Source organism: Streptomyces sp. NPDC026672 (assembly GCF_040638185.1).
Lineage (GTDB): Bacteria > Actinomycetota > Actinomycetes > Streptomycetales > Streptomycetaceae > Streptomyces.
On the sequence record NZ_JBEZXS010000018.1, the window covers coordinates 36664 to 57915 of the forward strand.

Consider the following 21252-nt stretch of genomic DNA (forward strand, 5'->3'; position numbering starts at 1 on the left):
GAGCGCGATGAACAAGACGATCAGGCGGGCCTCCGTCTTCGCGCTGCTCCTCGTGCTCGCCCTGCTGGTGCGGGCGACCTGGGTGCAGTTCTACGACGGCAAGGCCCTCGCGGACGACAAGGACAACCGGCGGGGCGCGATCGAGACCTACGCGGAGCCGCTCGGGAACATCGTCGTGGCCGGGGACTCCGTCACCGGCTCGGCCCGCACGAAGGGCGGCGACCTCGCGTACAGACGTACGTACACCGACGGCCCGCTGTACGCGGCGGTGACGGGGTACGCCTCGCAGAGCTACGCGCCGACCCAGCTGGAGGGCATCTACCAGGACGTCCTCAACGGCACGGACGGCCGGCTCAAGACCGTGATGGACACGGTCACCGGTGCGCGGGCCGCCCCGGGCGACGTGATCACGACGATCGACCCGGCCGTGCAGAAGGCGGGGTACGCGGCGCTGGGCGGCAAGAAGGGCGGCGCCGTCGCGATCGACCCGAAGACCGGCCGCATCCTCGGGATGGTGTCGACGCCGTCGTACGACCCGTCCGCGCTGACCGACGCCAACACGGCGGGCCCGGCCTGGCAGCGGCTGGGCGCGGACCCCGACAAGCCGCTGACCAACCGCGCGCTGCGCCAGCCGCTGCCGCCGGGCTCGACGTTCAAGCTGGTCGTCGCCGCGGCGGCGCTGGAGGACGGGCTGTACGGGGACGTGGACCAGCGCACCGACAGCCCCGACCCGTACACGCTCCCGGACACCCGCACGGTCCTGACGAACGAGGACAGGTCCGCGCCCTGCGAGAACGCCTCCATCCGGGTCGCCCTGCGCTACTCGTGCAACACGGTCTTCGCGAAGATGGCCGTCGACCTGGGCCAGGACAAGGTGCGCGCGATGGCCGAGCGGTTCGGCTTCGACGACGACCGGCTGGACGTGCCGGTGCGGGCCTACACGAGCGTCTACCCCTCGGACATGGACAAGGCGCAGACGGGCCTGTCCGGCATCGGCCAGTTCGACGTCACCGCGACCCCGCTCCAGATGGCCATGGTGTCGGCCACCATTGCCAACGACGGCAAGCTGATCTCGCCGCACATGGTGTCGCGCCTCACCGACAGCGGCGGCGACGTGCTGAAGGACTATGACACCAGCACGGACGAGAAGGAGATCATCAGCTCGGGCACGGCCGAGCAGCTGCGCTCGGCGATGGAGACGGTCGTGAACGAGGGCACGGGCTCGAACGCCCGTATCGCCGGGGCGACGGTGGGCGGCAAGACGGGCACCGCCCAGCACGGCGAGAACAACAGCAAGACGCCGTACGCCTGGTTCACCTCTTATGCCGAGGCCGGCGGCAAGGAGGTCGCGGTCGCGGTGATGGTCGAGCAGTCCGACGCGGCCCGCTCGGAGGTCAGCGGCAACGGGCTGGCCGCGCCGGTCGCGAGGGCGATGATGGAGGCGGCGTTGCGGGGCTGAGGGGCGCGCTACTTCACCCCGAGGATCTGCTCCACGGGATCGATGGCGAAGTACACGAGGAACAGCGCCGAGACGCCCCACAGCAGCCAGTTCACCTCGCGCGCCTTCCCCAGCACCGTCTTGATGACGACGTAGGAGACGAAACCGGCCCCGATCCCGTCGGTGATGGAGTAGGTGAACGGCATCGCGGCGATGGTCAGGAACGCCGGGACCGCGATGTCGAACCGGTCCCAGTCGATGTGCTTGACGTGCGTCATCATCAGGAACCCGACGGCGATCAGCGCGGGCGCCGCCGCCTGGAGGGGCACGATCGTCAGCAGCGGTGTCAGGAACAGCGCGAGCCCGAACAGCCCGCCGGTGACCAGGTTGGCGAACCCGGTCCGCGCCCCTTCGCCGACGCCCGCCGCCGACTCGATGTACGCGGTGTTGGAGGAGGCGGAGCCCACGCCGCCGGCCACGGCAGCGGCCCCGTCGATGAACAGCACCCGCCCGATGTTCGGCACCTGCCCCCGGTCGTCGAGCAGCCCCGCCTCCGCGCTGATGCCGACGATCGTGCCCATGGCGTCGAAGAAGTCCGACAGGACCAGCGTGAACACCAGCAGGACGGCGGTGAGCACACCCGCCTCGGCGAAGCCGCCGAACAGGCTGAAGTGGCCGAACAGACCGAAGTCCGGGGCGGCCACGACCTTGTCCGGGACCTTCGGGGTGGTCAGGCCCCAGCTCTTGACGTCGGCGACGGCGTTGATGACGACGGCCACGACGGTCATCGTCACGATGCTGATGAGGATGGCGCCCTTCACCCGGCGCGCGAGCAGCGCGACGGTGAGCAGCACACCGAGGCAGAACACGAGCACGGGCCAGCCGGTGAGCCGTCCGACGGCGCCGAGCTGCACGGGCACGGTGGTGTTCGCGGCGTCGGGGATGCGGCTGACGAACCCGGCGTCGACGAAGCCGATGAACGCGATGAACAGGCCGATGCCGACGCCGATCGCCTGCTTCAGCTGCTGCGGGATCGCGTTCATGATCGCCTGGCGGAGCCCGGTGAGGACGAGCACGCAGATCAGGACGCCCTCGATGACGACGAGGCCCATCGCGTCGTCCCAGCTCATCAGCGGCGCCAGTTGGAAGGCGACGACCGCGTTCAGGCCGAGGCCGGCGGCGATGGCGAGCGGGAGGTTGCCGCCGACGCCCATCACGACCGTCATCACACACGCCACCAGGGCGGTGGCGGTGACCAGTTGGCCGGTGTCGAGCTGGTGGCCGAACTTGTCCTTGGCGCTGCCGAGGATGATCGGGTTGAGGACGAGGATGTAGGCCATCGTGAAGAACGTGGCGAGGCCGCCGCGTATCTCACGGCCGAAGGTGGAACCCCGTTCGGAGATCCTGAAGTAGCGGTCGACGCCGTTCGTCCCGGGTGGCGGGGTGCTCGGCCGACCGGTCACCGTCTGCGTCTCGGACATGGTCCCACTCCTCGTTGCCTGAGTGATCGGTGCGCGGATGCTGGCTGGATTGTTCCCCCACCGCGTGGGTCCCAGGTTTTCTCCGTGTTACGGAAATCGGCCGTCCCCGCCCGGCCGGCGGCCTGGGCGGGGAGACGGTCCGTGTGCCTCAGCCCACGAAGTACGTGGGGTTCGGCAGCTTGTAGGTGCGGTCGGCGTGGCCGCCGTCCAGGTCCGAGTACTGGTCGCCGACGTTGGCGACGATGTCGTACCCGAGGTCCCGCTCGATGTGCCGACGGGTGCCCGCCTTGTACTGGACGGTGGTGCAGGTCCAGGCGCCCGGGGTGGCGCAGTCGCGGAGATAGGCGGGCGGGTTCGCCGCGTCCTTGAGGAACATGTGCCCGGCGTCGAGGCCGGTGTTGATGCCGACCTTCCTCAGGTTCTCGACGGCGTAGCCGCGCTGCGCCTCGGTGAGGCCGGAGTTGTAGAAGACGGTGACGCCCTTGGCTGCGGCGTACCGGACGAGTTCGGGGCTGCCGAAGACGGCCGGGCGGTCGGCCTTGGCGACGTAGTCGTTCCAGGTGGCCGAGTTGAAGGTGTAGTTGGTCCGGCGCTCGTAGTCGAAGCTGAGCAGCAGGGTGTCGTCGATGTCGAAGACGACGGCGGGCCGGCGGCCGTTGTGCCGCGCCTCCTTGGCCGCCCGGTCGATGTACCGCTCGGCGGCGGCGTCGATGCCCGCCAGGTCCTTGGCGTACGGGCTGTCCGGGGAGGCCCGGTAGACGCCGTTCGCGTCGGCCTCGGCGCCGTAGTAGGTGTCGATGTCCTTGACCAGCACCCCGATGTTGTAGGGCTCGTGGGTGGAGTTGGCCGTGGACTGTCCCGCGGTGGCGGCACCGGCGCCGTAGAGGGCGGCGCCGGCAACGGCACACGCGGCGGCGACGGCAGCGGTCCTGGATGGCTTATTCATGACAGGTTTTCTACGCGCGTCACGGCGGCCCGCGCGAGTTCCGTTGCCTTTTCGAAATCTACAATTCAGGCAAAGTCCCACGGGCGTTGGCCCTCCGGGGAGGGGTCGGTCAGCCCGCGTACGGGTCCGGGACCGTGCCGGGACGGGACAGGAAGGCGAAGTCGCAGCCGGTGTCGGCCTGGGTGATCTGGTCGTTGTAGAGGGCGCCGTAGCCGCGTTCGTAACGGGCGGGCGGCGGTGTCCACTCGGCCGCGCGCCGTGCCAGCTCCGTGTCGTCCACGTCGAGTCGCAGCGTGCGGGCCGGGACGTCCAGCGTGATGGAGTCCCCCGTCCGCACCAGCGCCAGCGGTCCGCCGACGTACGACTCGGGTGCCACGTGGAGCACACAGGTGCCGTAACTCGTGCCGCTCATACGGGCGTCGGAGATCCGCACCATGTCCCGCACGCCCTGCCGCAGCAGGTGGTCGGGGAGGGGGAGCATGCCGTACTCGGGCATGCCGGGGCCGCCCTTGGGGCCGGCGCCGCGCAGCACGAGGACGCTGTCCGCGGTGATGCCGAGCGACGGGTCGTCGATGGTGCGCTGCATGGTCCGGTAGTCGTCGAAGACGACGGCGGGTCCGGTGTGCCGCAGCAGGCGCGGTTCGGCGGCGATGTGCTTGATGACGGCGCCGTCCGGGCAGAGGTTGCCGCGCAGCACGGCGACGCCGCCCTCGTCCGCCACCGGGTTGTCCCGCGCGCGGATGACGTCGTCGTTGTGCACACGGGCGCCGGCGAGCTGGTCGCGCAGGGTGTCGTGGGCGGCGGTGGGCCGGTCGAGGTGGAGCAGGTCGGTGATGCGGGAGAGGAACCCGGGCAGCCCGCCGGCGAAGTGGAAGTCCTCCATGAGGTACGTCCGTCCGCCGGGCCGTACGTCGGCGAGGACCGGCACCGTCCGGGCGATGCGGTCGAAGTCGTCCAGGGTGAGCCGTACGCCGGCCCGGCCCGCCATGGCGATCAGATGGATCACCGCGTTGGTCGAACCGCCGAGCCCCAGCACGGTGGTGACCGCGTCCTCGAACGCCTCCCGGGTGAGGATCCGGGACAACGTGCGGTCGCGGTGGACGAGTTCGACGATCAGACGGCCCGACGCGGCGGCCATCCGCTCGTGCCCGGAGTCCACCGCGGGAATGCTGGAGGCGCCCGGCACGGTCACGCCCAGGACCTCGGCGGCGGCGGTGAGCGTGGAGGCCGTGCCCATCGTCATGCAGTGGCCGGGCGAGCGGGCGAGGCCGCTCTCCAGCTCGGCCATCTCGCAGTCGCCGATCAGCCCCGCGCGCCGGTCGTCCCAGTACTTCCACATGTCGGTGCCGGAGCCCAGCACCTCGGAGCGCCAGTGGCCGGGCAGCATGGGCCCGGCGGGCACGAACACGGTCGGCAGGTCGACGCTCGCGGCGCCCATGAGCAGGGCGGGCGTGGACTTGTCGCAGCCGCCGAGCAGCACGGCGCCGTCGACCGGGTACGACCGCAGCAGTTCCTCCGTCTCCATGGAGAGGAGGTTGCGGTAGAGCATCGGGGTGGGCTTCTGGAAGGTCTCGCTGAGGGTGGCGACCGGGAACTCCAGCGGGAAGCCGCCGGCCTGCCACACCCCGCGCTTGACGGCCTGGGCGCGCTCGCGCAGATGGACGTGGCAGGGGTTGATGTCGGACCAGGTGTTGAGGATCGCGACGACGGGCTTGCCGAGGTGTTCCTCCGGCAGGTAGCCGAGCTGGCGGGTGCGGGCGCGGTGGCTGAAGGAGCGCAGCCCGTCGGTGCCGTACCACTGGTGGCTGCGCAGTTCCTCGGGCTTCTTCACAGCGGCCACCCGGCGGTGGCGGCGGCGACGTCGGCACGGCGGGGTCCGGTCAGGACGCGGCTCGGCGGGCGGACGTCGCGGCGGCACAGGCCGCGGGCGGCCAGCGCCTCCTTGACGACGGTGACGTTGTCGGCCGAGCCGTCCGCCGCGCGCAGTTCCTCGAAGCGGCGAATACGTTCCCAGACCTTCATGGCGGCGGGGTGGTCGCCGCGGCGCAGCGCCTCGATCATGGCGCGGGAGAGGGCCGGGGCGACGTTCACCAGGCCGGAGGTGAAGCCGGTGGCGCCGGCGGAGAAGTACGCGGGGGCGTAGGGCTCGGCGAGTCCCGCGATCCAGACGAACCGGTCGAGGCCGGCGTCGCGGGCGAAGGCGGCGAAGCGTACGGCGTCCGGGACGGCGTACTTGACGCCGATGACGTTCGGGCAGGCGTCGGCGAGTTCGGCGAGGCGGGCGCCGGGCAGCGCGGTGCTCCGCACGTAGGGGACGACGCCCAGGCCGGGGACGGCCTCGGCGACGGCGCGGTGGTAGTCGACCCAGCCGTGCTGCGAGACGTAGGGGTGGACGGGCTGGTGGACCATGATCATGCCGGCGCCGCGGTCGCGGGCGTGGCGGGCGGCGGCGACGGCGCTCGGCACGTCGTGGCCGACGCCGACGAGGACGTGGGCGCGGTCGCCGGCCTCGTCGAGGGTGGTCTCCGTGACGAGGCGGCGCTCCTCGGGGGTGAGGGCGTAGAACTCGCCGGTGTTGCCGTTCGGGGTGAGGGTGGTGACACCGCCGTCCAGCAGCCGGCGCAGCAGGGCGCGGTGGGTGTCGCGGTCGACGTCGCCGTCCGCGGTGAAGGGGGTCACCGGGATGGCCACGACGTCGGCCAGGGCGGCGCGGCGGTCCTCGAAGGTCACGCTTCCTCCTCTGCGCGCGTCCCGGGGAACGCGCGGCGCACGAACGACGCGATGTGGGTGTGCAGGGCGCTCGCGGCGGCCTCGGCGTCGCCGTCCAGGGCGAGCCGCAGGATCTGGTGGTGCTCGTCCGCCTCGCGGTCCCAGGAGGGGTCGGCGGACCAGGCGACGGCGGCGACGAGGGCGGCCTGGTCGCGGACCTCGTCGAGCATCCGGGCGAGCAGCGGGTTGCCGCAGGGCAGATGGAGGGCGCGGTGGAAGTCGCGGTTGGCGAGGGAGCGTTCGGCGGTGTCGGCGGCGTGGCCCGCGCGGGAGAGCGCGTCGCGCGCGGCGTCGAGCGGGGCCCCGCGGCGCACCGTCCGGCGCAGGGCCTCGGGTTCGAGCAGGAGCCGTACGTCGTAGACCTCGCGGGCCATGGCCGCGTCCACCGTGCGCACCGTGACGCCCTTGTACTGGCTCATCACCACCAGGCCGGTGCCGGCGAGGGTCTTGAGCGCCTCGCGCACCGGGGTCTTGGACACCCCGTACTGGGCGGCGAGTTCGGTCTCGACGAGGGCCTGGCCCGGGGTCAGCCGGCCGGTGAGGATGCGGTGCTTGATCGCGTCCAGCACGTACTGGGTGCGGGACGGGATGGGTGTGGGCACGGAGGTCATGCGTCCCTCGTCCCGCCTCTCGCGTCTCAGGTGTCGCGTCTCATATATGACGTACGAGATATGGCGTACGACGCGACGACGCTACGAGCGGGCCGAGGGATCGTCAAGGGGCCGGTCAGGGGCGCCAGTTGGGGTCACGGCCGCTGAGACCCACCGCGCGGTCCAGGAGCGGGGCGTCGTCCGGGACGGGGACGACGGGGCCGAAGATGCCGCCACCGCGGGTGGGGTCGTCGGCGGCGGCGAGGAGGAAGCGGTACGACGCCTCCAGGGCGACCGGGCAGGGCTCGTAGGGGAGGCCGAGGGCGCGGGCCAGGTCCCAGCCGTGGATCACCAGTTCGTCGGCGGCGACGGCGGCCGCGACCGGGGCGGGCAGGGTCACGCCGCCCGCGCGGGTGGTGCCGGTCCAGGCGTCGGGGTCGTGCCAGGTGTCCGCGAGCGCGTCGAGCACCCGGGGCAGTTCCTCGCGCCAGCCGGGGGCGAGTGCGGACAGGCCGGGCTCGGGCGCGCCGTCGGTGGTGGCGCCGAGCTCCTTGCGCCCGGCGTCCCGGAAGGCGACCGAGAGCCCGGCGACGTGCCCGAGCAGGGTCCCCACGGAAAGCTCGGGGCAGGGTGTCACCCCCGCGAGCCGTTCTTCCTCCACTCCTTCGACGAGCTTGGCGACGACCCGCGTCTGCGGCCCGAGATCGAACATCGCACCCTCGCTCATGACAGCCTCCTCAGGATCTGAACTCTCCACAGGTAGACCGTCCGCCCGCGGAAAAGTCATCGCGCGGGCCCGCGGCGTGTTCAGATCCGGGTCAGGGCCGTCCGCACCGTGGCCAGGTCGGCGTCCGAGGCCAGGCCCGCGTGGTAGAGGCGGAGCTCCGTCGCGCCCCGGTCGCGGGCGCGGGTGGCGTCGGCCGTCAGGGTGGCGGGGCTGCCGCCCATGCCGGAGACCACGGTGAAGTTGGCGGCCAGCACGGTGTCGAGGCGGGCGTGGGCGGCGAACGGCGCCAGCGGGCCCGTACCACCCGCGCAGGGTACGACCACGCCGTCCGCGACGGTCAGCACATGTGCGGGGTCCACACCTGCGTTGGCGCCGCAGTGGTACGTCACGGGGTCGGCGTGCAGCAGCACCTGGAAGCCCTCGGGCGCGGCGGCCCGCACGGCGGCGACGGCCTCCTCCTGGAGCGTGCGGGCGGTGCGGTCGCGCCACGCGCGGGTGGCCGTGGCCACCGGCTCGCCGAGCAGCTTCTCCACGCCCGTCCAGCCCTCGTCGTCGGGCGCCCCCCGCCACACCGGTTCCAGGGCGCCGCGCACGGCGTCCGCGAGTTCGTCGGGGTCGAGTCCTTCCCGCGTGTACCCGGCGCGGCAGTCGGGGCAGAAGCAGAGCGACATCAGGTACTGCCCGGCGTCCCCGAGGGCGACGCCGCCGGTCTTGTCGTGGGCGTGCAGATGGGCCAGCCCGTACCAGCCGAGGGACTCCAGCTCGGTGCCCCGTGCCCCGGGCCGTACGGCGGCCTCGGCGGCGAGGTCGACCAGGTAGGCGCGGGTGGCGGGCTGGGCGATGCAGGGCGCCCAGGGGTAGCGGTCGCCGTAGGCGTTGACGACCGAGGTGTGCGGGTGCTCGGCGCCGAGGCGGGAGTTGTGCGCGAGGACGACCCAGGTGTGCACCTCCAGGCCGGCGCCGGCGAGCGCGTCGGCCGCCTCGCCGTACGCGTCCCCTGGCGCCCAGTCCCCCGCCGCGTGGGGGCGTATCGTGCGGCCGGTCCAGTGCTCGCCGGGCGGGTAGAGCACCGCCGCGTGCTCGGCGGTGACGACGCGGTGGCGCGGGTGGCGGGGGGTCAGCGCGCGGGTGGAGTGGTAGGCGGCGGCGAGGGTGACCTGGGCGGTGCCGAGCCCGGCGATCCGTGCGGCGGCGCGGGGGTCGCCGTTGACGTCCCAGGGGTAGACGAACGCCGACGCCTTCACGCGCCCTCCTCCAGCAGCGCGTACCCGCGATCGATGATCTCGGCGAGCTGCTTGACGTGCTCCTCGGTGGGCTCGTGCAGCGGCGGCCGGACCTCGCCGACGTCGAGCCCGCGCAGCCGTACGCCCGCCTTGACGAGGGCGACGGCGTAGCCGCGGCCCTGGGCGCGCAGTTCCACGAAGGGGCGGTAGAAGCCGTCGAGGAGCCGGTGCGCGGTCGTGCGGTCGTCCTCGCGCAGCGCCCGGTGGAAGGCGAGGGCGATCTCGGGCGCGAAGCAGAACACGGCCGAGGAGTAGAGGGTGATGCCGAGGGCGGAGTAGGCGAGCTGGGTCTGCTCGGCGGTGGGCAGCCCGTTGAAGTACAGGAACTCGCCGGGGTCCGCGGTGCGTACGGCGCTGACGACGCGCTGCATGAGGTCGAGGTCGCCGAGGCCGTCCTTGAAGCCGATGATTCCCTCGGTGCGGGCGAGTTCGACGACGGTCCCCGGGGTGAACACGGCGTTGTCGCGCTGGTAGACGATCACGGGGAGGTCGGTGGCGGCGGCGATCTCCCGGTAGTGCCGCAGCAGTCCCTCCTGGCCGGCGACCACGAGGTAGGGCGGCATGGCGAGCAGGCCCTCGGCGCCGGCGTCGCGCGCGACGCGGGCGTGGCGGACGGCGAGGGCGGTGCCGTAGCCGGCGCCGGCGACGACGGGCACCCGGCCGTCGGCCGCCTCCACGGCCGCCCGGACGCACGCCTCGAACTCCTCCGGGAGCAGCGCGTGGAACTCCCCGGTGCCGCAGCAGGCGAACACGGCGGCGGCCCCGGCCTCCACCCCGCGGCGCACATGGGTGCGGTAGACGTCGAGGTCGACGGAGCCGTCGGGGCCGTAGGCGGTGACGGGGAAGAACAGCGGCCCGCTGGGGTTCCGGAGGCGAGCGGCGAGGGGGGCAGACGGCACGGGCGCTCCCTGTCGGTGCATGTTTATGATCTGCGTCTATATTTCTGAACGCGACCACGCTACGTTCCCCACTCGGGGCGGGTCAAGCGCCCGAACGGGCATCCCACTGGCGGATTTCCCCACTCCACGCCCCACTTGACGAGCCGCGCCACGCCTCCCTAGCGTGTCCATGAATGTGAATGCTGTACACGCATGCGGCTGTTGACCCAAGGAGACCGAGGATGCCAGCTCCCCGCACCGTCCTGCTCACCGGCGCCGCCGGCGGGCTCGGCACCCTGATGCGCTCCCTGCTCCCGGAGTACGGCTACACCCTGCGCCTGTTCGACGTGCGCCCGGTCGAGGGCGCACCGGACGCGATCACCGCGGACCTCGCCGACACGGACGCGCTGCGCGAGGCCGTCCGGGGCGTCGACGCGGTCCTGCACCTCGCGGGCATCTCCCTGGAGTCCACCTTCGACAAGATCCTCCGTTCGAACATCGAGGGCACCTACAACCTGTACGAGGCGGCCCGTCTGGAGGGCGTGACCCGGATCGTCTTCGCCTCCTCCAACCACGCCGTCGGCTTCACCCCCGCGCCCCGGGGCGACGACCCGCTCATCCCGGTCGACACCCCGCGCCGCCCGGACACCTTCTACGGCCTGTCCAAGTCCTTCGGCGAGGACCTCGCCCAGCTCTACTGGGACAAGCACGGCCTGGAGACCGTCTCCGTGCGCATCGGCTCCTGCTTCGCGGAGCCGAGCAGCGTGCGCATGCTCTCGGTGTGGATGAGCCCCGCCGACGGCGCCCGCCTCTTCCACGCGGCCCTGACCGCCGAGGACGTGGGCCACACCGTCGTCTACGGCTCCTCCGCCAACACCCGGCTGTGGTGGGACCTGACGAGCGCGCGGGCGCTCGGCTACGAGCCGCGGGACGACTCGGAGCCGTACGCCGCGAAACTCCTCGCCGAGCAGGGCGAACTGGACCCGGCGAATCCGGCGCACGGGCACCTCGGCGGGCATTTCGTGAACGACCCGCCCATCTGGCCGTACTGACGACGGCGGAAATCGATCGTTCATGAGAGCGGGCGGGCACCGAACGGGCCCGCCCGCTCGCCATTCGGGCAAGAACACTGCCCGCTCCCACCTCCCGGACCACAGCCGCGCAGGTCCGAGGCGGGCATGGCACGGGGTGAACGGACACATACGGGCAGCATCGGACCCGCAACAGACCTGGTCAGCCTCGCACACCCGCTGTAGAACATCCCCCAAGGGCCCCACCGGGCCCGAACGGGCAGCCCAGCGGAGAGGCGGGTGACGGAGATGAGCACCAGGACGGCGGAAGAGCGCCAGCGCGAGATCGTGCGGGCGGCGCGGGCCGGCGGCTCCGTCGACGTCAGCGCGCTCGCCGCCGAACTGGGCGTGGCCAAGGAGACCATCCGCCGGGATCTGCGCGCCCTGGAGGACCACGGTCTGGTGCGCCGTACGCACGGGGGCGCGTACCCCGTCGAGAGCGCCGGGTTCGAGACGACCCTGGAGTTCCGCGCCACCAGCCACGTCCCCGAGAAACGCCGGATCGCGGCCGCCGCGGCCGAGCTGCTCGGGGACGCGGAGACGGTCTTCGTCGACGAGGGCTTCACCCCCCAGCTCATCGCCGAGGCGCTGCCCACCGACCGCCCGCTCACGGTGGTCACCGCCTCCCTGCCGGTCGCGGGCTCGCTCGCCGAGGCGGAGAACGTCTCGGTGCTGCTGCTGGGCGGCCGGGTGAGACCCGGCACCCTGGCCACCGTCGACCACTGGACGACGAAGATGCTCTCCGGCTTCATCGTCGACCTCGCCTTCATCGGCGCCAACGGCATCTCCCGCGAACACGGCCTGACCACCCCCGACCCCGCGGTCAGCGAGGTCAAGGCCCAGGCCATGCGCGCCGCGCGACGCACCGTGTTCGCGGGGGTGCACACCAAGTTCGGAGCGGTCAGCTTCTGCCGGTTCGCCGACGTCGGCGCCCTGGAGACGATCGTGACGAGCACGCTGCTCCCGGCGACCGAGGCCCACCGCTACTCGCTGCTGGGCCCCCAGGTCATCAGGGTCTGACTCCCCCCGGACCCTCCGCTTCCCCTCTCCCTCCCCTGCTCGTCCAGGGCCCTCCACACGGAGCGATGCCCCTTATGCCCCGACATATCCAGGAGCGATCCATGCGCACCCAGAGCCGACGGAGGCCGCGAGTCACGCTCGCCATGGCCGCCGCAGGGACGCTGCTCGCCCCGCTGCTCTCCGGCTGCTGGGTCGGAGCGGGCGGGTCCGGTTCCGGCGGTGACTCCATCAACGTGCTGATGGTCAACAACCCGCAGATGACCGAACTCCAGAAGCTGACCGCCGCCCACTTCACCAAGGACACCGGCATCAAGGTCAACTTCACCGTCCTGCCCGAGAACGACGTCCGCGACAAGATCAGCCAGGACTTCGCCAACCAGGCGGGCCAGTACGACGTGGCGACGCTCTCCAACTACGAGATACCCATCTACGCCCGCAACGGCTGGCTGCACGACATGGACGGCTACGTCGCCAAGGACCCCGGCTACGACGAGCAGGACATCCTCAAGCCCATGCGCCAGTCCCTGACCGGCGACGACGGCAAGCTCTACGGCCAGCCCTTCTACGGCGAGTCGTCCTTCCTGATGTACCGCAAGGACGTCCTGGCGCAGAAGGGCCTGACGATGCCCGCCCACCCGACCTGGACCCAGGTCGCCGACATCGCGGCGAAGGTGGACGGCGCCCGGGCCGGCATGAAGGGCATCTGCCTGCGCGGCCTGCCCGGCTGGGGCGAGTCGATGGCCCCGCTGACCACCGTGGTCAACACCTTCGGCGGCACCTGGTTCGACAAGGACTGGAAGGCCCGGCTGAACTCCCCCGAGTTCGAGAAGGCCACCAAGTTCTACGTCGACCTGGTGCGCAAGCACGGCGAGTCCGGCGCCGCCCAGTCCGGCTTCGCCGAGTGCCTCAACAACATGACCCAGGGCAAGGTCGCCATGTGGTACGACGCCACCAGCGCCGCCGGGCTCCTGGAGGCGGACAAGTCCCCGGTCAAGGGCAAGCTCGGCTACGCCCCCGCCCCCGTCGAGAAGACCGACTCCGCCGGCTGGCTCTACACCTGGGCCTGGGGCATCCAGAAGGCGTCCCACAACCCCGACAAGGCGTGGAAGTTCGTCTCCTGGGCCTCCAGCAAGGGCTACGAGCAGCTGGTCGGCGACACCAGCGGCTGGTCCAACGTCCCCGCGGGCAAGCGCGCCTCCACCTACTCGAACCCCGCCTACCGCGCCGAGGCCGCCTCGTTCCAGGAGATGACCAGGGAGGCCATCGAGAGCGCACGGCCAGGCGACCCCGGGGTCCAGCCCCGCCCCGCGCCCGGCATCCAGTTCGTCGGCATCCCGGAGTTCACCGACCTCGGCACCAAGGTCTCCCAGGAGATCAGCGCGGCCATCGCCGGACGCCAGTCCGTCGACTCGGCCCTGAAGAAGTCCCAGCAGCTCGCCGAGCAGATCTCCGAGGAGTACGAGGGACGATGACCGCCACGACGACCGCCCCCATGGCCACCACACCCGTGCGCACCCTGCGGCAGCCCTCCAACCGGCTGCGCGCCTGGGCCACCCGCGCCCCGCTGCTCCCCGCCCTGGTCTTCATGATCGTGGTGACCCAGCTGCCCTTCGTGGCGACGCTGGTCATCTCCTTCTTCGACTGGAACGCCCTCTACCCCAAGGCCCGCCACTTCACCGGTGTCGACAACTACCAGCAGGTGCTCACCGACGCCGACCTGCGCCACTCGGTGTGGACGACGGTGCTCCTCACGGTCGCCGTGGTCCTCGCCAGCCTGGTCCTCGGCCTGGTCCTCGCGCTGCTGCTGGACCGGAGGTTCCGCGGCCGGGGCGTGGTCCGCACCCTGCTGATCGCCCCCTTCCTGGTGGTCCCCGTGGCCGCCGCCCTGCTCTGGAAACATGTGCTCTACAACCCTGAATACGGCCTGTTCAATGGGTTGTTGCACTATGTGGGCGGCCCACAGCCCGACTGGATCTCGAACACTCCGCTGCTCGCCGTCGAGGCGTCGCTGGTGTGGCAGTGGACCCCGTTCATGATGCTGATCCTGCTCGCGGGCCTGCAGAGCCGCGACCAGCAGCAGATCGAGGCCGCCCGGGTCGACGGCGCGAGCGACTGGCAGGTCTTCGTCCATCTGACGCTCCCGCACCTGCGCCGCTACCTCGAACTCGGCGCCCTGCTGGGCTCGATCTACATCGTGCAGAACTTCGACGCGGTCTTCACGATCACGTCCGGCGGCCTGGGCACCGCCAACCTCCCCTACACCGTCTACCAGAGCTTCTACCAGGCCCATGAGAACGGCCTCGCCTCGGCGGCGGGCGTCCTGGTGGTCATCGGCTCCATCATCATCGCGACCTTCGCCCTGCGTGTGGTGTCGTCGCTGTTCCGCGAGGAGGTGTCGCGCGCATGAGCGCCGTGGCCGCACGAGTCCCCCGCAAGACCCGCCGCAGGGGCGCCGGACTGGGCCTGCTGGCCTGGGTGGTCGGCATCCTGTTCTTCCTGCCCATCGCGTGGATGGCCCTGACGTCCTTCCACTCCGAGGCGGACGCGGCGACCAACCCGCCGTCCTTCGCCGCCGCCCTCACCCTCGACGGCTACCGCGACTTCTTCGGTTCCGGCGGCGGGGCGAGCCCCTGGCCCGCGCTGCTCAACTCCGCGGTGGCGTCGGTGGTGTCGACCCTGTGCGTGCTGCTGCTGGCGCTGCCGGCCGCGTACGCGCTGTCGATCCGTCCGGTCAGGAAGTGGACGGACGTCCTGTTCTTCTTCCTGTCGACGAAGATGCTGCCGGCGGTGGCGGGCCTGCTGCCGATCTACCTGTTCGCGAAGAACACCGGGATGCTCGACAACATCTGGCTCCTGGTCATCCTCTACACCTCCATGAACCTGCCGATCGCGGTGTGGATGATGCAGTCGTTCCTGGCCGAGGTCCCGGTGGCCGTGATCGAGGCGGCCCGCGTGGACGGCGCCCGGCTGCCGACCGTGCTGGCCCGCGTGGTGGCGCCCATCGCGCTGCCCGGCATCGCCGCGACGGCCCTGATCTGCTTCATCTTCAGCTGGAACGAACTGTTGTTCGCCCGGGTCCTCACGGGTGTGGTCGCCGAGACCGCCCCCGTCTTCCTGACCGGCTTCATCACCAGCCAGGGCCTGTTCCTGGCCAAGGTGTGCGCCGCGTCGCTCGTCATCTCCCTGCCGGTGCTCGCCGCGGGGTTCGCCGCCCAGGACAAGCTGGTCCAGGGCCTGTCGTTGGGAGCTGTGAAATGAAGGCCGCCGTCATCGAGTCCGTGGGCCGCGCCGTCGTCACGGAGGTCCCGGACCCGACCCCGGGGCCCCGCGAGGTGGTCGTCGAGGTGGCGGCCTGCGGGCTGTGCGGCACCGACCTGCACATCCTCCAGGGCGAGTTCGCGCCCAAGCTGCCGATCGTCCCCGGGCACGAGTTCGCGGGCCAGGTCGTCGGCGTGGGCACCCAGGTCACCGAGGTCGCGGTCGGCGACCGGGTGGCCGTGGACCCGTCCCTGTACTGCTACGAGTGCCGCTACTGCCGCACCGGCCACAACAACCTCTGCGAGCGGTGGGCCGCGATCGGCGTGACCACCGCGGGCGGGGCCGCGCAGTACGCGGTGGCGCCGGTCGCCAACTGCGTCAAGCTGCCCGAGCACGTCCGCACCCAGGACGCCGCCCTGATCGAGCCGCTGTCCTGCGCGGTGCGCGGCTACGACGTCCTCCAGTCCCGGCTCGGCGCGCACGTGCTGATCTACGGCTCCGGGACCATGGGCCTGATGATGCTCGAACTGGCCAAGCGCACCGGCGCGGCCAGCGTGGACATGGTCGACCTCAACGCGGCCCGGCTGGAGACCGCCCGCCGGCTCGGCGTCTCGGCGTCCGCCGCGAACGCGGACGAGCTGGACCGGCCACAGGGCTGGGACCTGGTGGTCGACGCCACCGGCAACGCGGCCGCGATCCAGGACGGCCTCGGCCGGGTCGCCAAGGCGGGCACGTTCCTCCAGTTCGGCGTGGCCGACTACTCGACCCGGGTGGAGATCGACCCGTACCGCATCTACAACCAGGAGATCACCATCACCGGTTCCATGGCGGTGCTGCACAGCTACGAACGGGCCGCCGAGCTGTTCGCGAACGGCGTCCTCGACCCCGAGGTGTTCATCAGCGACCGCCTGCCCCTGGAGCGCTACCCCGAGGCGCTGGAGCAGTTCGCGGCGGGCGTCGGCCGGAAGATCGTGGTCGTGCCCTGAGCCGATCGGGGGTCATGGCGCAGGTAAGGGAACGGCAAAGTGGGGTCGTTCGTTCTCCCGGCATGACAGCTATGACCCCTGGCTCGAACATTCCCCTGCCGGTCGCCCGTGTGACGGTGGACGTCGCCGCACCGGTGCGGCTCGACGTATCGGGCCTGCTGCTCACGGGCGACGGCAAGGTGCGCTCCGACGACGACTTCATCTTCTACAACCAGCCGAGCGGACCGGGCGTGACGTACCGGTCCGGCGGCGGTGCGGCGCCCGACGCGATCGTGGTGGACACGGCCGCCGTCCCGCCCGGCATCGAGAAGATCGTCGTGACCGCCAGCCCGGACGCCGCGGGCCAGACCTTCCAGGGCGTCGAACCGACGGCCACGATCCGCGGCGCGGACGACAACAGCGTCCTGGCCACGTTCACGCCACCGCAGCTGGGCACGGAGACGGCGCTGGTGGTCGTGGAGATCTATCTGCGGAACGGCGCGTGGAAGGCCCGCGCGGTCGGCCAGGGGTACGCGAACGGCCTGGCGGGCATCGCCACGGACTTCGGCGTGACCGTCGAGGAACCCGCGGCCGCCCCGGCCCCGGCGCAGGCTCCCCCCGCCCCGGCCGCGGCCCAGCCGGTCGCCCCGCCGCCGCCCGCACAGCCTCCGGTCACCGCGCCCGCGCCCGCCGCTCCCCCGGCGCCGCCCGCGCCCGCTCCCGGCGCCGGGAAGATCAGCCTGGACAAGGGGCGGGTCAGCCTCCAGAAGAACCAGACCGTCTCCCTGGTCAAGGGCGGCCGCCCACTGCTGTCGACGGTGCGCATGGGCCTCGGCTGGGAGCCCGCGTTCCGCGGCAAGGACATCGACCTGGACGCCTCGGTCATCGCGTACGGCCCGCAGCGCAACCACGTCGACAGCTGCTACTTCGGCAAGCTGACCATCCTCAACGGCGCGGTCAAGCACTCCGGCGACAACCTCACCGGTGAGGGCGGGGGCGACGACGAGGTCATCGCGGTCGACCTGGGCCGGATCCCGCAGGACGTCACGGGCCTGGTGTTCACCGTCAACTCCTTCTCCGGGCAGAAGTTCACGGAGGTCGCCAAGGCGTACTGCCGCCTCCTGGACGGCACGACGGGCGAGGAGCTGGTCCGCTTCGACCTCACCGGCGCCGAGCCGCAGACGGGCGTGCTGATGGCCAAGCTGATCCGCCAGTTCTCCGGCGAGTGGGAGATGACGGCGATGGGCGACTTCGTCAAGGCGCGCACGGTCCGCAACATGGTGAAGCCGGCCGCCGCCGCGCTGTGACACCGCCACGGCGTCACGGGCGCCCCCGGCCCGCGGGGGCGCCCGGCCCGTGCCGGCCCGGCACACACGGCCCGGTGACCCGCCGGGCCCCTAGAACAGGGCGCTGTAGGCGTTCAGTGCGGGCTGGCCGCCGAGGTGGGCGTACAGGACGGTGGAGTCCCGGTCGATCTCGTCACGCGCGACGAGGTCGATCAGCCCGGCCATCGACTTCCCCTCGTAGACGGGGTCGGTGATCATGCCCTCGGTCCGCGCGGCCAGCCGCATCGCCTCCAGCGTGGCCTCGTCGGGGATGCCGTACGTGCCCGCGTGGTAGCGCTCGTCCAGTTCGACGTCCGCCTCGGTGATCTCCCGTCGTACGCCGATCAGCCGGCCGGTGTCCCGGGCGATCCGGGCGATCTGCCGCCGGGTCGCGGTCGGCGCGGCGGAGGCGTCGATGCCGACGATCCGCCGCGGGCGCCCGCCCGCCTCCTCCAGCGCGCGGAACCCGGCGACCATGCCGGCCTGCGTCGACCCGGTCACCGAGCACACCACCACGGTGTCGAAGAAGACGTCCAGGTCGCGCTCCTGCTCCACGACCTCGTAGGCCCACCGCGCGAACCCCAGCCCGCCGAGCGGATGGTCGGAGGCCCCGGCCGGGATGGCGTAGGGCCTGCCGCCGGATTCCTCGACCTCCTTCAGCGCCCGCTCCCAGCTCTCCTTGAACCCGATCCCGAACCCGGCCCGCACCAGCCGTACGTCGGCCCCGGCGAGCCTGCTGATCAGGATGTTGCCGACCTTGTCGTAGACGGCGTCCGGCCACTCCACCCAACTCTCCTGCACCAGCACGCACTTGAGACCGGCGCGGGCGGCGACGGCGGCGACCTGCCGGGTGTGGTTGGACTGCACCCCGCCGATGGAGACGAGGGTGTCGCAGCCCCGCGCGAGCGCGTCGGCCACCAGGTACTCCAGCTTGCGGGTCTTGTTCCCGCCGAAGCCGATGCCTGAGTTGCAGTCCTCCCGCTTGGCCCACAGCTCGGCCCCGCCGAGGTGTCGCGTCAGCCCCTCCAGGGGGTGCACGGGCGAGGGACCGAACAGCAGCGGGCAACGGTCGTACGAGTCGAGGGACACGGGGCCTCCTTGATCAGTCGGGGTCGGCCAGGTCGACGAGGGTGCGCCAGATCTCCGCGGTGACGCGGACCGCCGCCTCGGCGTCGCCGCGCGCGCACGCCTCGATCAGCCGCTCGTGCAGCCCGGCGGAGCGGCAGTTGCCGCCCTCGCCGAAGCGCCGGCGCTCCAGTCTGCGGATGAGGGGGGTGTAGCGGGCGACGGTGGCGGCGGCCGCCTGATTGCCGCTCACCCGGACCAGGACGTCGTGGAACGCGTCGTCGGCGTGCAGCGCCCCGTCCACGTCCCCGGCCCCGACGGCCGTCGCGAAGCGGGCGTTGGCGCCGCGCATCTCGTCGAGGTCCGCGACCGCCAGCAGGGGCACGGCGATCCGGGCGACCAGTTCGTGCAGGGCGCCGACCACCGCGGCGGCGTCCCGTACGTCGGCGGCGACGACCGGGGTCACCCGGGTGTAGCTCTGCGGCTTGCTCTCCAGCAGACCCTCGTCCACGAGCCGTGCGAACGCCTCGCGCACCGGCGCCCGGGACAGCCCCAGCCGCTCGGCCAGCTCGGCGTCGCGCACCACCGCGCCGGGCTCGATCTCCCCGGCGACGATGGCGTCCCGGATGGATGCGTAGGCGCGGTCCCTGAGCAGGGTGCGGCGCACGGGTCGAAGGGCCTCCATGAACTGAAATGTTAGATGTCAATTCATGCGGCGGGCAAGAGTGCGGCCCGTGCCCCCGGTGGAGGCACGGGCCGTTCGTTCGTCGGCGCGGGCCGCCGTTACCGCTTCTGGCGCTTCCAGGGGCCGGTGATGGCCAGCATGATGCCGGGGGTCTGGATGTTGGCGTACAGGGTCTTGCCGTCGGGCGAGAAGGTGACGCCGGTGAACTCGCTGTACTCCGGCTCCTCCGCGGTGCCGATGTTCAGCTCGTTGCGGGCGATCGGGTAGGTGCGGCCGCTGTCGGTGGCGCCGAACAGGTGCTGCACGCCCTCGCCGTCCTCGGCGATGACCAGACCGCCGTACGGGGAGACGGTGATGTTGTCCGGGCCGTCGAAGTTGCCGTCCTTGGACGGGTCCGGGTTCACGCCGATGAGGACCTTGAGCGTCAGGGTGCGGCGCTTGGGGTCGTAGAACCAGACCTGACCGTCGTGCTGGAGGGGGCTCTCCGCACGGGCGTAGGAGGAGACGATGTAGGTGCCGCCGTCGCCCCACCACATGCCCTCCAGCTTGCGGGCGCGGGTGACCTGGCCGTCGGTGAACTGCTTGCGCACGGAGGTGGTCTTCGCGTCGCGGTCCGGGACGTCGACCCAGTCCACGCCGTAGACCGTGCCGATCTTCGTGGCGCGGGAGAGGTCGTCGACGAACCGGCCGCCGGAGTCGAAGCACTTGAACGCCTGGAAGCGGCCCGCGTCGGCGGCGAGGGCGCGCAGCTTGCCCCGGCCGTGGTGGAAGTGCTCCGGCGGGGTCCAGCGGTAGAAGAGGCCGTTGGGGCCGGAGGCGTCCTCGGTGAGGTACAGGTGACCGCGCTTGGGGTCGACGACGACGGCCTCGTGGGCGTACCGGCCCAGCGCCTTGATCGGCTTGGGGTCGCGGTTGGCCCGGCGGTCCTCGGGGTCGACCTCGAAGACGTAGCCGTGGTCCTTGGTCATGCCGTTCTGGCCGGCCTTGTCCTCGGTCTCCTCGCAGGTGAGCCAGGTGCCCCAAGGGGTGTTGCCGCCCGCGCAGTTGGTGGCGGTGCCGGCGATGCCGACCCACTCGGCGACGTGGTCGCGGCGCACCTCGACGACCGTGCAGCCGCCGGAGGCCGCGGGGTCGTAGACGAGGCCCTCGACGAGCGGCACCGGGTGCGTCCAGTTGGCGCGGGGGCCGGACAGCTCGTGGTTGTTGACGAGGAGCGTGGCACCGCGGGGGCCGTCGAAGGTCGACGTGCCGTCGTGGTTGGACGGGGTGAACTCGCCCGACTCCAGCTTGGTCCTGCCGCTGTACGTGATGACGCGGTACTTGAAGCCGGCCGGCAGCGCGAGCAGGCCCTTCGGGTCGGGGAGCAGCGGCCCGTAGCCGACCCCGCCGTGGTGGTGGCGCGAGTCCTCCGACTCCTCGCCCAGGTGCTCGGTCTCCGTGGACGCGAGGGCGTTGGGAGCCGTGGCGAGGGCGCCGACACTGCCCGCCAGCGCGACACCGGCACCGGTGATCGCGGATTTTGTGGCGAAGTCCCTGCGGGTGAGCGACATGGTGTCTCCTGTGACTGGGAGTGCCGTGGAGGGTGGCTGACGTCGGTTCGGGCGAAACGTTCCCGCCCGCCCCTGAACTCCAGTTGAACACCGGGCGACTTCACCGGACCCGCTTCCATGAATCCGTATGCCCCACCCCACCGCCTCCCCAAGCCGCTCCCGGGCGGAGGCAAAGGGTCCGGCGCTGTGACCGCCCCGAAGT

19 protein-coding genes are annotated in these 21252 nt (G+C 71.8%); 8 read left to right on the forward strand and 11 right to left on the reverse strand.

The features are described from left to right. The first annotated feature begins 7 nt into the window (after positions 1-7). Complete coding sequence (locus tag AB0F77_RS21590; RefSeq protein ID WP_361950865.1) at positions 8-1459, forward strand: penicillin-binding transpeptidase domain-containing protein; 1452 nt, start codon at positions 8-10, stop codon at positions 1457-1459. 8 nt (positions 1460-1467) lie between these two features. On the opposite strand, the gene AB0F77_RS21595 is transcribed toward AB0F77_RS21590, so the two are convergent. The 8 genes from AB0F77_RS21595 to AB0F77_RS21630 all read right to left on the reverse strand — a co-directional run bounded on the left by AB0F77_RS21595 (position 1468) and on the right by AB0F77_RS21630 (position 10133). Further along, complete coding sequence (locus tag AB0F77_RS21595) at positions 1468-2919, reverse strand: NCS2 family permease (protein WP_361950868.1); 1452 nt, start codon at positions 2917-2919, stop codon at positions 1468-1470. A 148-nt stretch (positions 2920-3067) separates the two neighbouring features. Then, positions 3068-3865: an HAD family acid phosphatase gene (locus AB0F77_RS21600; protein WP_361950871.1), complete on the reverse strand. Its 798-nt coding sequence runs from the start codon at positions 3863-3865 to the stop codon at positions 3068-3070. Positions 3866-3974: 109 nt separating this feature from the next. After that, a complete protein-coding gene (araD, locus tag AB0F77_RS21605; protein WP_361950874.1) occupies positions 3975-5696 on the reverse strand; it encodes an L-arabinonate dehydratase in 1722 nt (573 codons plus the stop codon). Beyond that, a complete protein-coding gene (locus tag AB0F77_RS21610) occupies positions 5693-6595 on the reverse strand; it encodes a dihydrodipicolinate synthase family protein (RefSeq protein WP_361950877.1) in 903 nt (300 codons plus the stop codon). Before AB0F77_RS21610 ends, araD begins: the two co-directional genes overlap by 4 nt. Beyond that, positions 6592-7245, reverse strand: coding sequence for a GntR family transcriptional regulator (locus AB0F77_RS21615; protein WP_361950880.1), 654 nt, complete (start codon positions 7243-7245; stop codon positions 6592-6594). The genes AB0F77_RS21610 and AB0F77_RS21615 overlap by 4 nt, the downstream gene beginning before the upstream one ends. 115 nt (positions 7246-7360) lie before the next feature. Next, on the reverse strand, positions 7361-7951 hold the full coding sequence (locus tag AB0F77_RS21620; protein ID WP_361950883.1) for a TIGR03086 family metal-binding protein: 591 nt from the start codon (positions 7949-7951) through the stop codon (positions 7361-7363). Between the two features lie 80 nt (positions 7952-8031). Beyond that, complete coding sequence (locus tag AB0F77_RS21625) at positions 8032-9195, reverse strand: hypothetical protein (RefSeq protein ID WP_361950887.1); 1164 nt, start codon at positions 9193-9195, stop codon at positions 8032-8034. Continuing rightward, complete coding sequence (locus tag AB0F77_RS21630; protein ID WP_361950890.1) at positions 9192-10133, reverse strand: 5-dehydro-4-deoxyglucarate dehydratase; 942 nt, start codon at positions 10131-10133, stop codon at positions 9192-9194. Before AB0F77_RS21630 ends, AB0F77_RS21625 begins: the two co-directional genes overlap by 4 nt. Before the next feature lie 221 nt (positions 10134-10354). Between AB0F77_RS21630 and AB0F77_RS21635 the strand changes: the two genes are divergently transcribed. The 7 genes from AB0F77_RS21635 (at position 10355) to AB0F77_RS21665 (ending at position 17732) form a co-directional block, all read left to right on the forward strand. Then, entirely contained in the window at positions 10355-11164 is an 810-nt protein-coding gene (locus tag AB0F77_RS21635; protein WP_361950893.1) for an NAD(P)-dependent oxidoreductase, read from the forward strand. A 267-nt stretch (positions 11165-11431) separates the two neighbouring features. Beyond that, the gene (locus AB0F77_RS21640; RefSeq protein WP_361950896.1) at positions 11432-12202 is read left to right on the forward strand and encodes a DeoR/GlpR family DNA-binding transcription regulator; all 771 of its coding nucleotides are present in this window, start codon (positions 11432-11434) and stop codon (positions 12200-12202) included. 101 nt (positions 12203-12303) lie between these two features. Continuing rightward, complete coding sequence (locus AB0F77_RS21645; RefSeq protein ID WP_361950899.1) at positions 12304-13674, forward strand: sugar ABC transporter substrate-binding protein; 1371 nt, start codon at positions 12304-12306, stop codon at positions 13672-13674. After that, positions 13671-14609, forward strand: coding sequence for a sugar ABC transporter permease (locus tag AB0F77_RS21650; protein WP_361950902.1), 939 nt, complete (start codon positions 13671-13673; stop codon positions 14607-14609). Before AB0F77_RS21645 ends, AB0F77_RS21650 begins: the two co-directional genes overlap by 4 nt. After that, positions 14606-15460 carry a carbohydrate ABC transporter permease gene (locus AB0F77_RS21655; RefSeq protein WP_361950905.1) on the forward strand — a complete coding sequence of 285 codons (855 nt, stop codon included), beginning with the start codon at positions 14606-14608 and terminating at the stop codon, positions 15458-15460. The genes AB0F77_RS21650 and AB0F77_RS21655 overlap by 4 nt, the downstream gene beginning before the upstream one ends. Then, positions 15457-16446 carry a zinc-dependent alcohol dehydrogenase family protein gene (locus AB0F77_RS21660; RefSeq protein ID WP_361950908.1) on the forward strand — a complete coding sequence of 330 codons (990 nt, stop codon included), beginning with the start codon at positions 15457-15459 and terminating at the stop codon, positions 16444-16446. Before AB0F77_RS21655 ends, AB0F77_RS21660 begins: the two co-directional genes overlap by 4 nt. Positions 16447-16517: 71 nt before the next feature. Then, a complete protein-coding gene (locus AB0F77_RS21665) occupies positions 16518-17732 on the forward strand; it encodes a TerD family protein (RefSeq protein ID WP_361950911.1) in 1215 nt (404 codons plus the stop codon). Positions 17733-17822: 90 nt separating this feature from the next. Here the strand turns inward: AB0F77_RS21665 and AB0F77_RS21670 are convergent, their stop codons facing one another. From AB0F77_RS21670 to AB0F77_RS21680, 3 genes are all read right to left on the reverse strand, one after another. After that, complete coding sequence (locus AB0F77_RS21670) at positions 17823-18839, reverse strand: 1-aminocyclopropane-1-carboxylate deaminase (RefSeq protein ID WP_361950914.1); 1017 nt, start codon at positions 18837-18839, stop codon at positions 17823-17825. A gap of 13 nt (positions 18840-18852) precedes the next feature. Further along, entirely contained in the window at positions 18853-19500 is a 648-nt protein-coding gene (locus AB0F77_RS21675) for a GntR family transcriptional regulator (RefSeq protein WP_361950917.1), read from the reverse strand. A 98-nt stretch (positions 19501-19598) separates the two neighbouring features. Further along, positions 19599-21050: an alkaline phosphatase PhoX gene (locus tag AB0F77_RS21680; protein ID WP_361950920.1), complete on the reverse strand. Its 1452-nt coding sequence runs from the start codon at positions 21048-21050 to the stop codon at positions 19599-19601. Positions 21051-21252 lie beyond the last annotated feature (202 nt).

What these genes read in the sequence shown, in the direction of transcription:
- AB0F77_RS21635 (WP_361950893.1), top strand. Translation starts at nt 10,355, where the DNA reads ATGCCAGCTCCCCGCACCGTCCTGCTCACCGGCGCCGCCGGCGGGCTC.
- AB0F77_RS21590 (WP_361950865.1), top strand. Translation starts at nt 8, where the DNA reads ATGAACAAGACGATCAGGCGGGCCTCCGTCTTCGCGCTGCTCCTCGTG.
- AB0F77_RS21645 (WP_361950899.1), top strand. Translation starts at nt 12,304, where the DNA reads ATGCGCACCCAGAGCCGACGGAGGCCGCGAGTCACGCTCGCCATGGCC.
- AB0F77_RS21650 (WP_361950902.1), top strand. Translation starts at nt 13,671, where the DNA reads ATGACCGCCACGACGACCGCCCCCATGGCCACCACACCCGTGCGCACC.
- AB0F77_RS21655 (WP_361950905.1), top strand. Translation starts at nt 14,606, where the DNA reads ATGAGCGCCGTGGCCGCACGAGTCCCCCGCAAGACCCGCCGCAGGGGC.
- AB0F77_RS21660 (WP_361950908.1), top strand. Translation starts at nt 15,457, where the DNA reads ATGAAGGCCGCCGTCATCGAGTCCGTGGGCCGCGCCGTCGTCACGGAG.
- AB0F77_RS21615 (WP_361950880.1), bottom strand. Translation starts at nt 7,245, where the DNA reads ATGACCTCCGTGCCCACACCCATCCCGTCCCGCACCCAGTACGTGCTG.
- AB0F77_RS21665 (WP_361950911.1), top strand. Translation starts at nt 16,518, where the DNA reads ATGACCCCTGGCTCGAACATTCCCCTGCCGGTCGCCCGTGTGACGGTG.
- AB0F77_RS21680 (WP_361950920.1), bottom strand. Translation starts at nt 21,050, where the DNA reads ATGTCGCTCACCCGCAGGGACTTCGCCACAAAATCCGCGATCACCGGT.
- AB0F77_RS21640 (WP_361950896.1), top strand. Translation starts at nt 11,432, where the DNA reads ATGAGCACCAGGACGGCGGAAGAGCGCCAGCGCGAGATCGTGCGGGCG.
- AB0F77_RS21675 (WP_361950917.1), bottom strand. Translation starts at nt 19,500, where the DNA reads ATGGAGGCCCTTCGACCCGTGCGCCGCACCCTGCTCAGGGACCGCGCC.
- AB0F77_RS21600 (WP_361950871.1), bottom strand. Translation starts at nt 3,865, where the DNA reads ATGAATAAGCCATCCAGGACCGCTGCCGTCGCCGCCGCGTGTGCCGTT.
- AB0F77_RS21620 (WP_361950883.1), bottom strand. Translation starts at nt 7,951, where the DNA reads ATGAGCGAGGGTGCGATGTTCGATCTCGGGCCGCAGACGCGGGTCGTC.
- AB0F77_RS21595 (WP_361950868.1), bottom strand. Translation starts at nt 2,919, where the DNA reads ATGTCCGAGACGCAGACGGTGACCGGTCGGCCGAGCACCCCGCCACCC.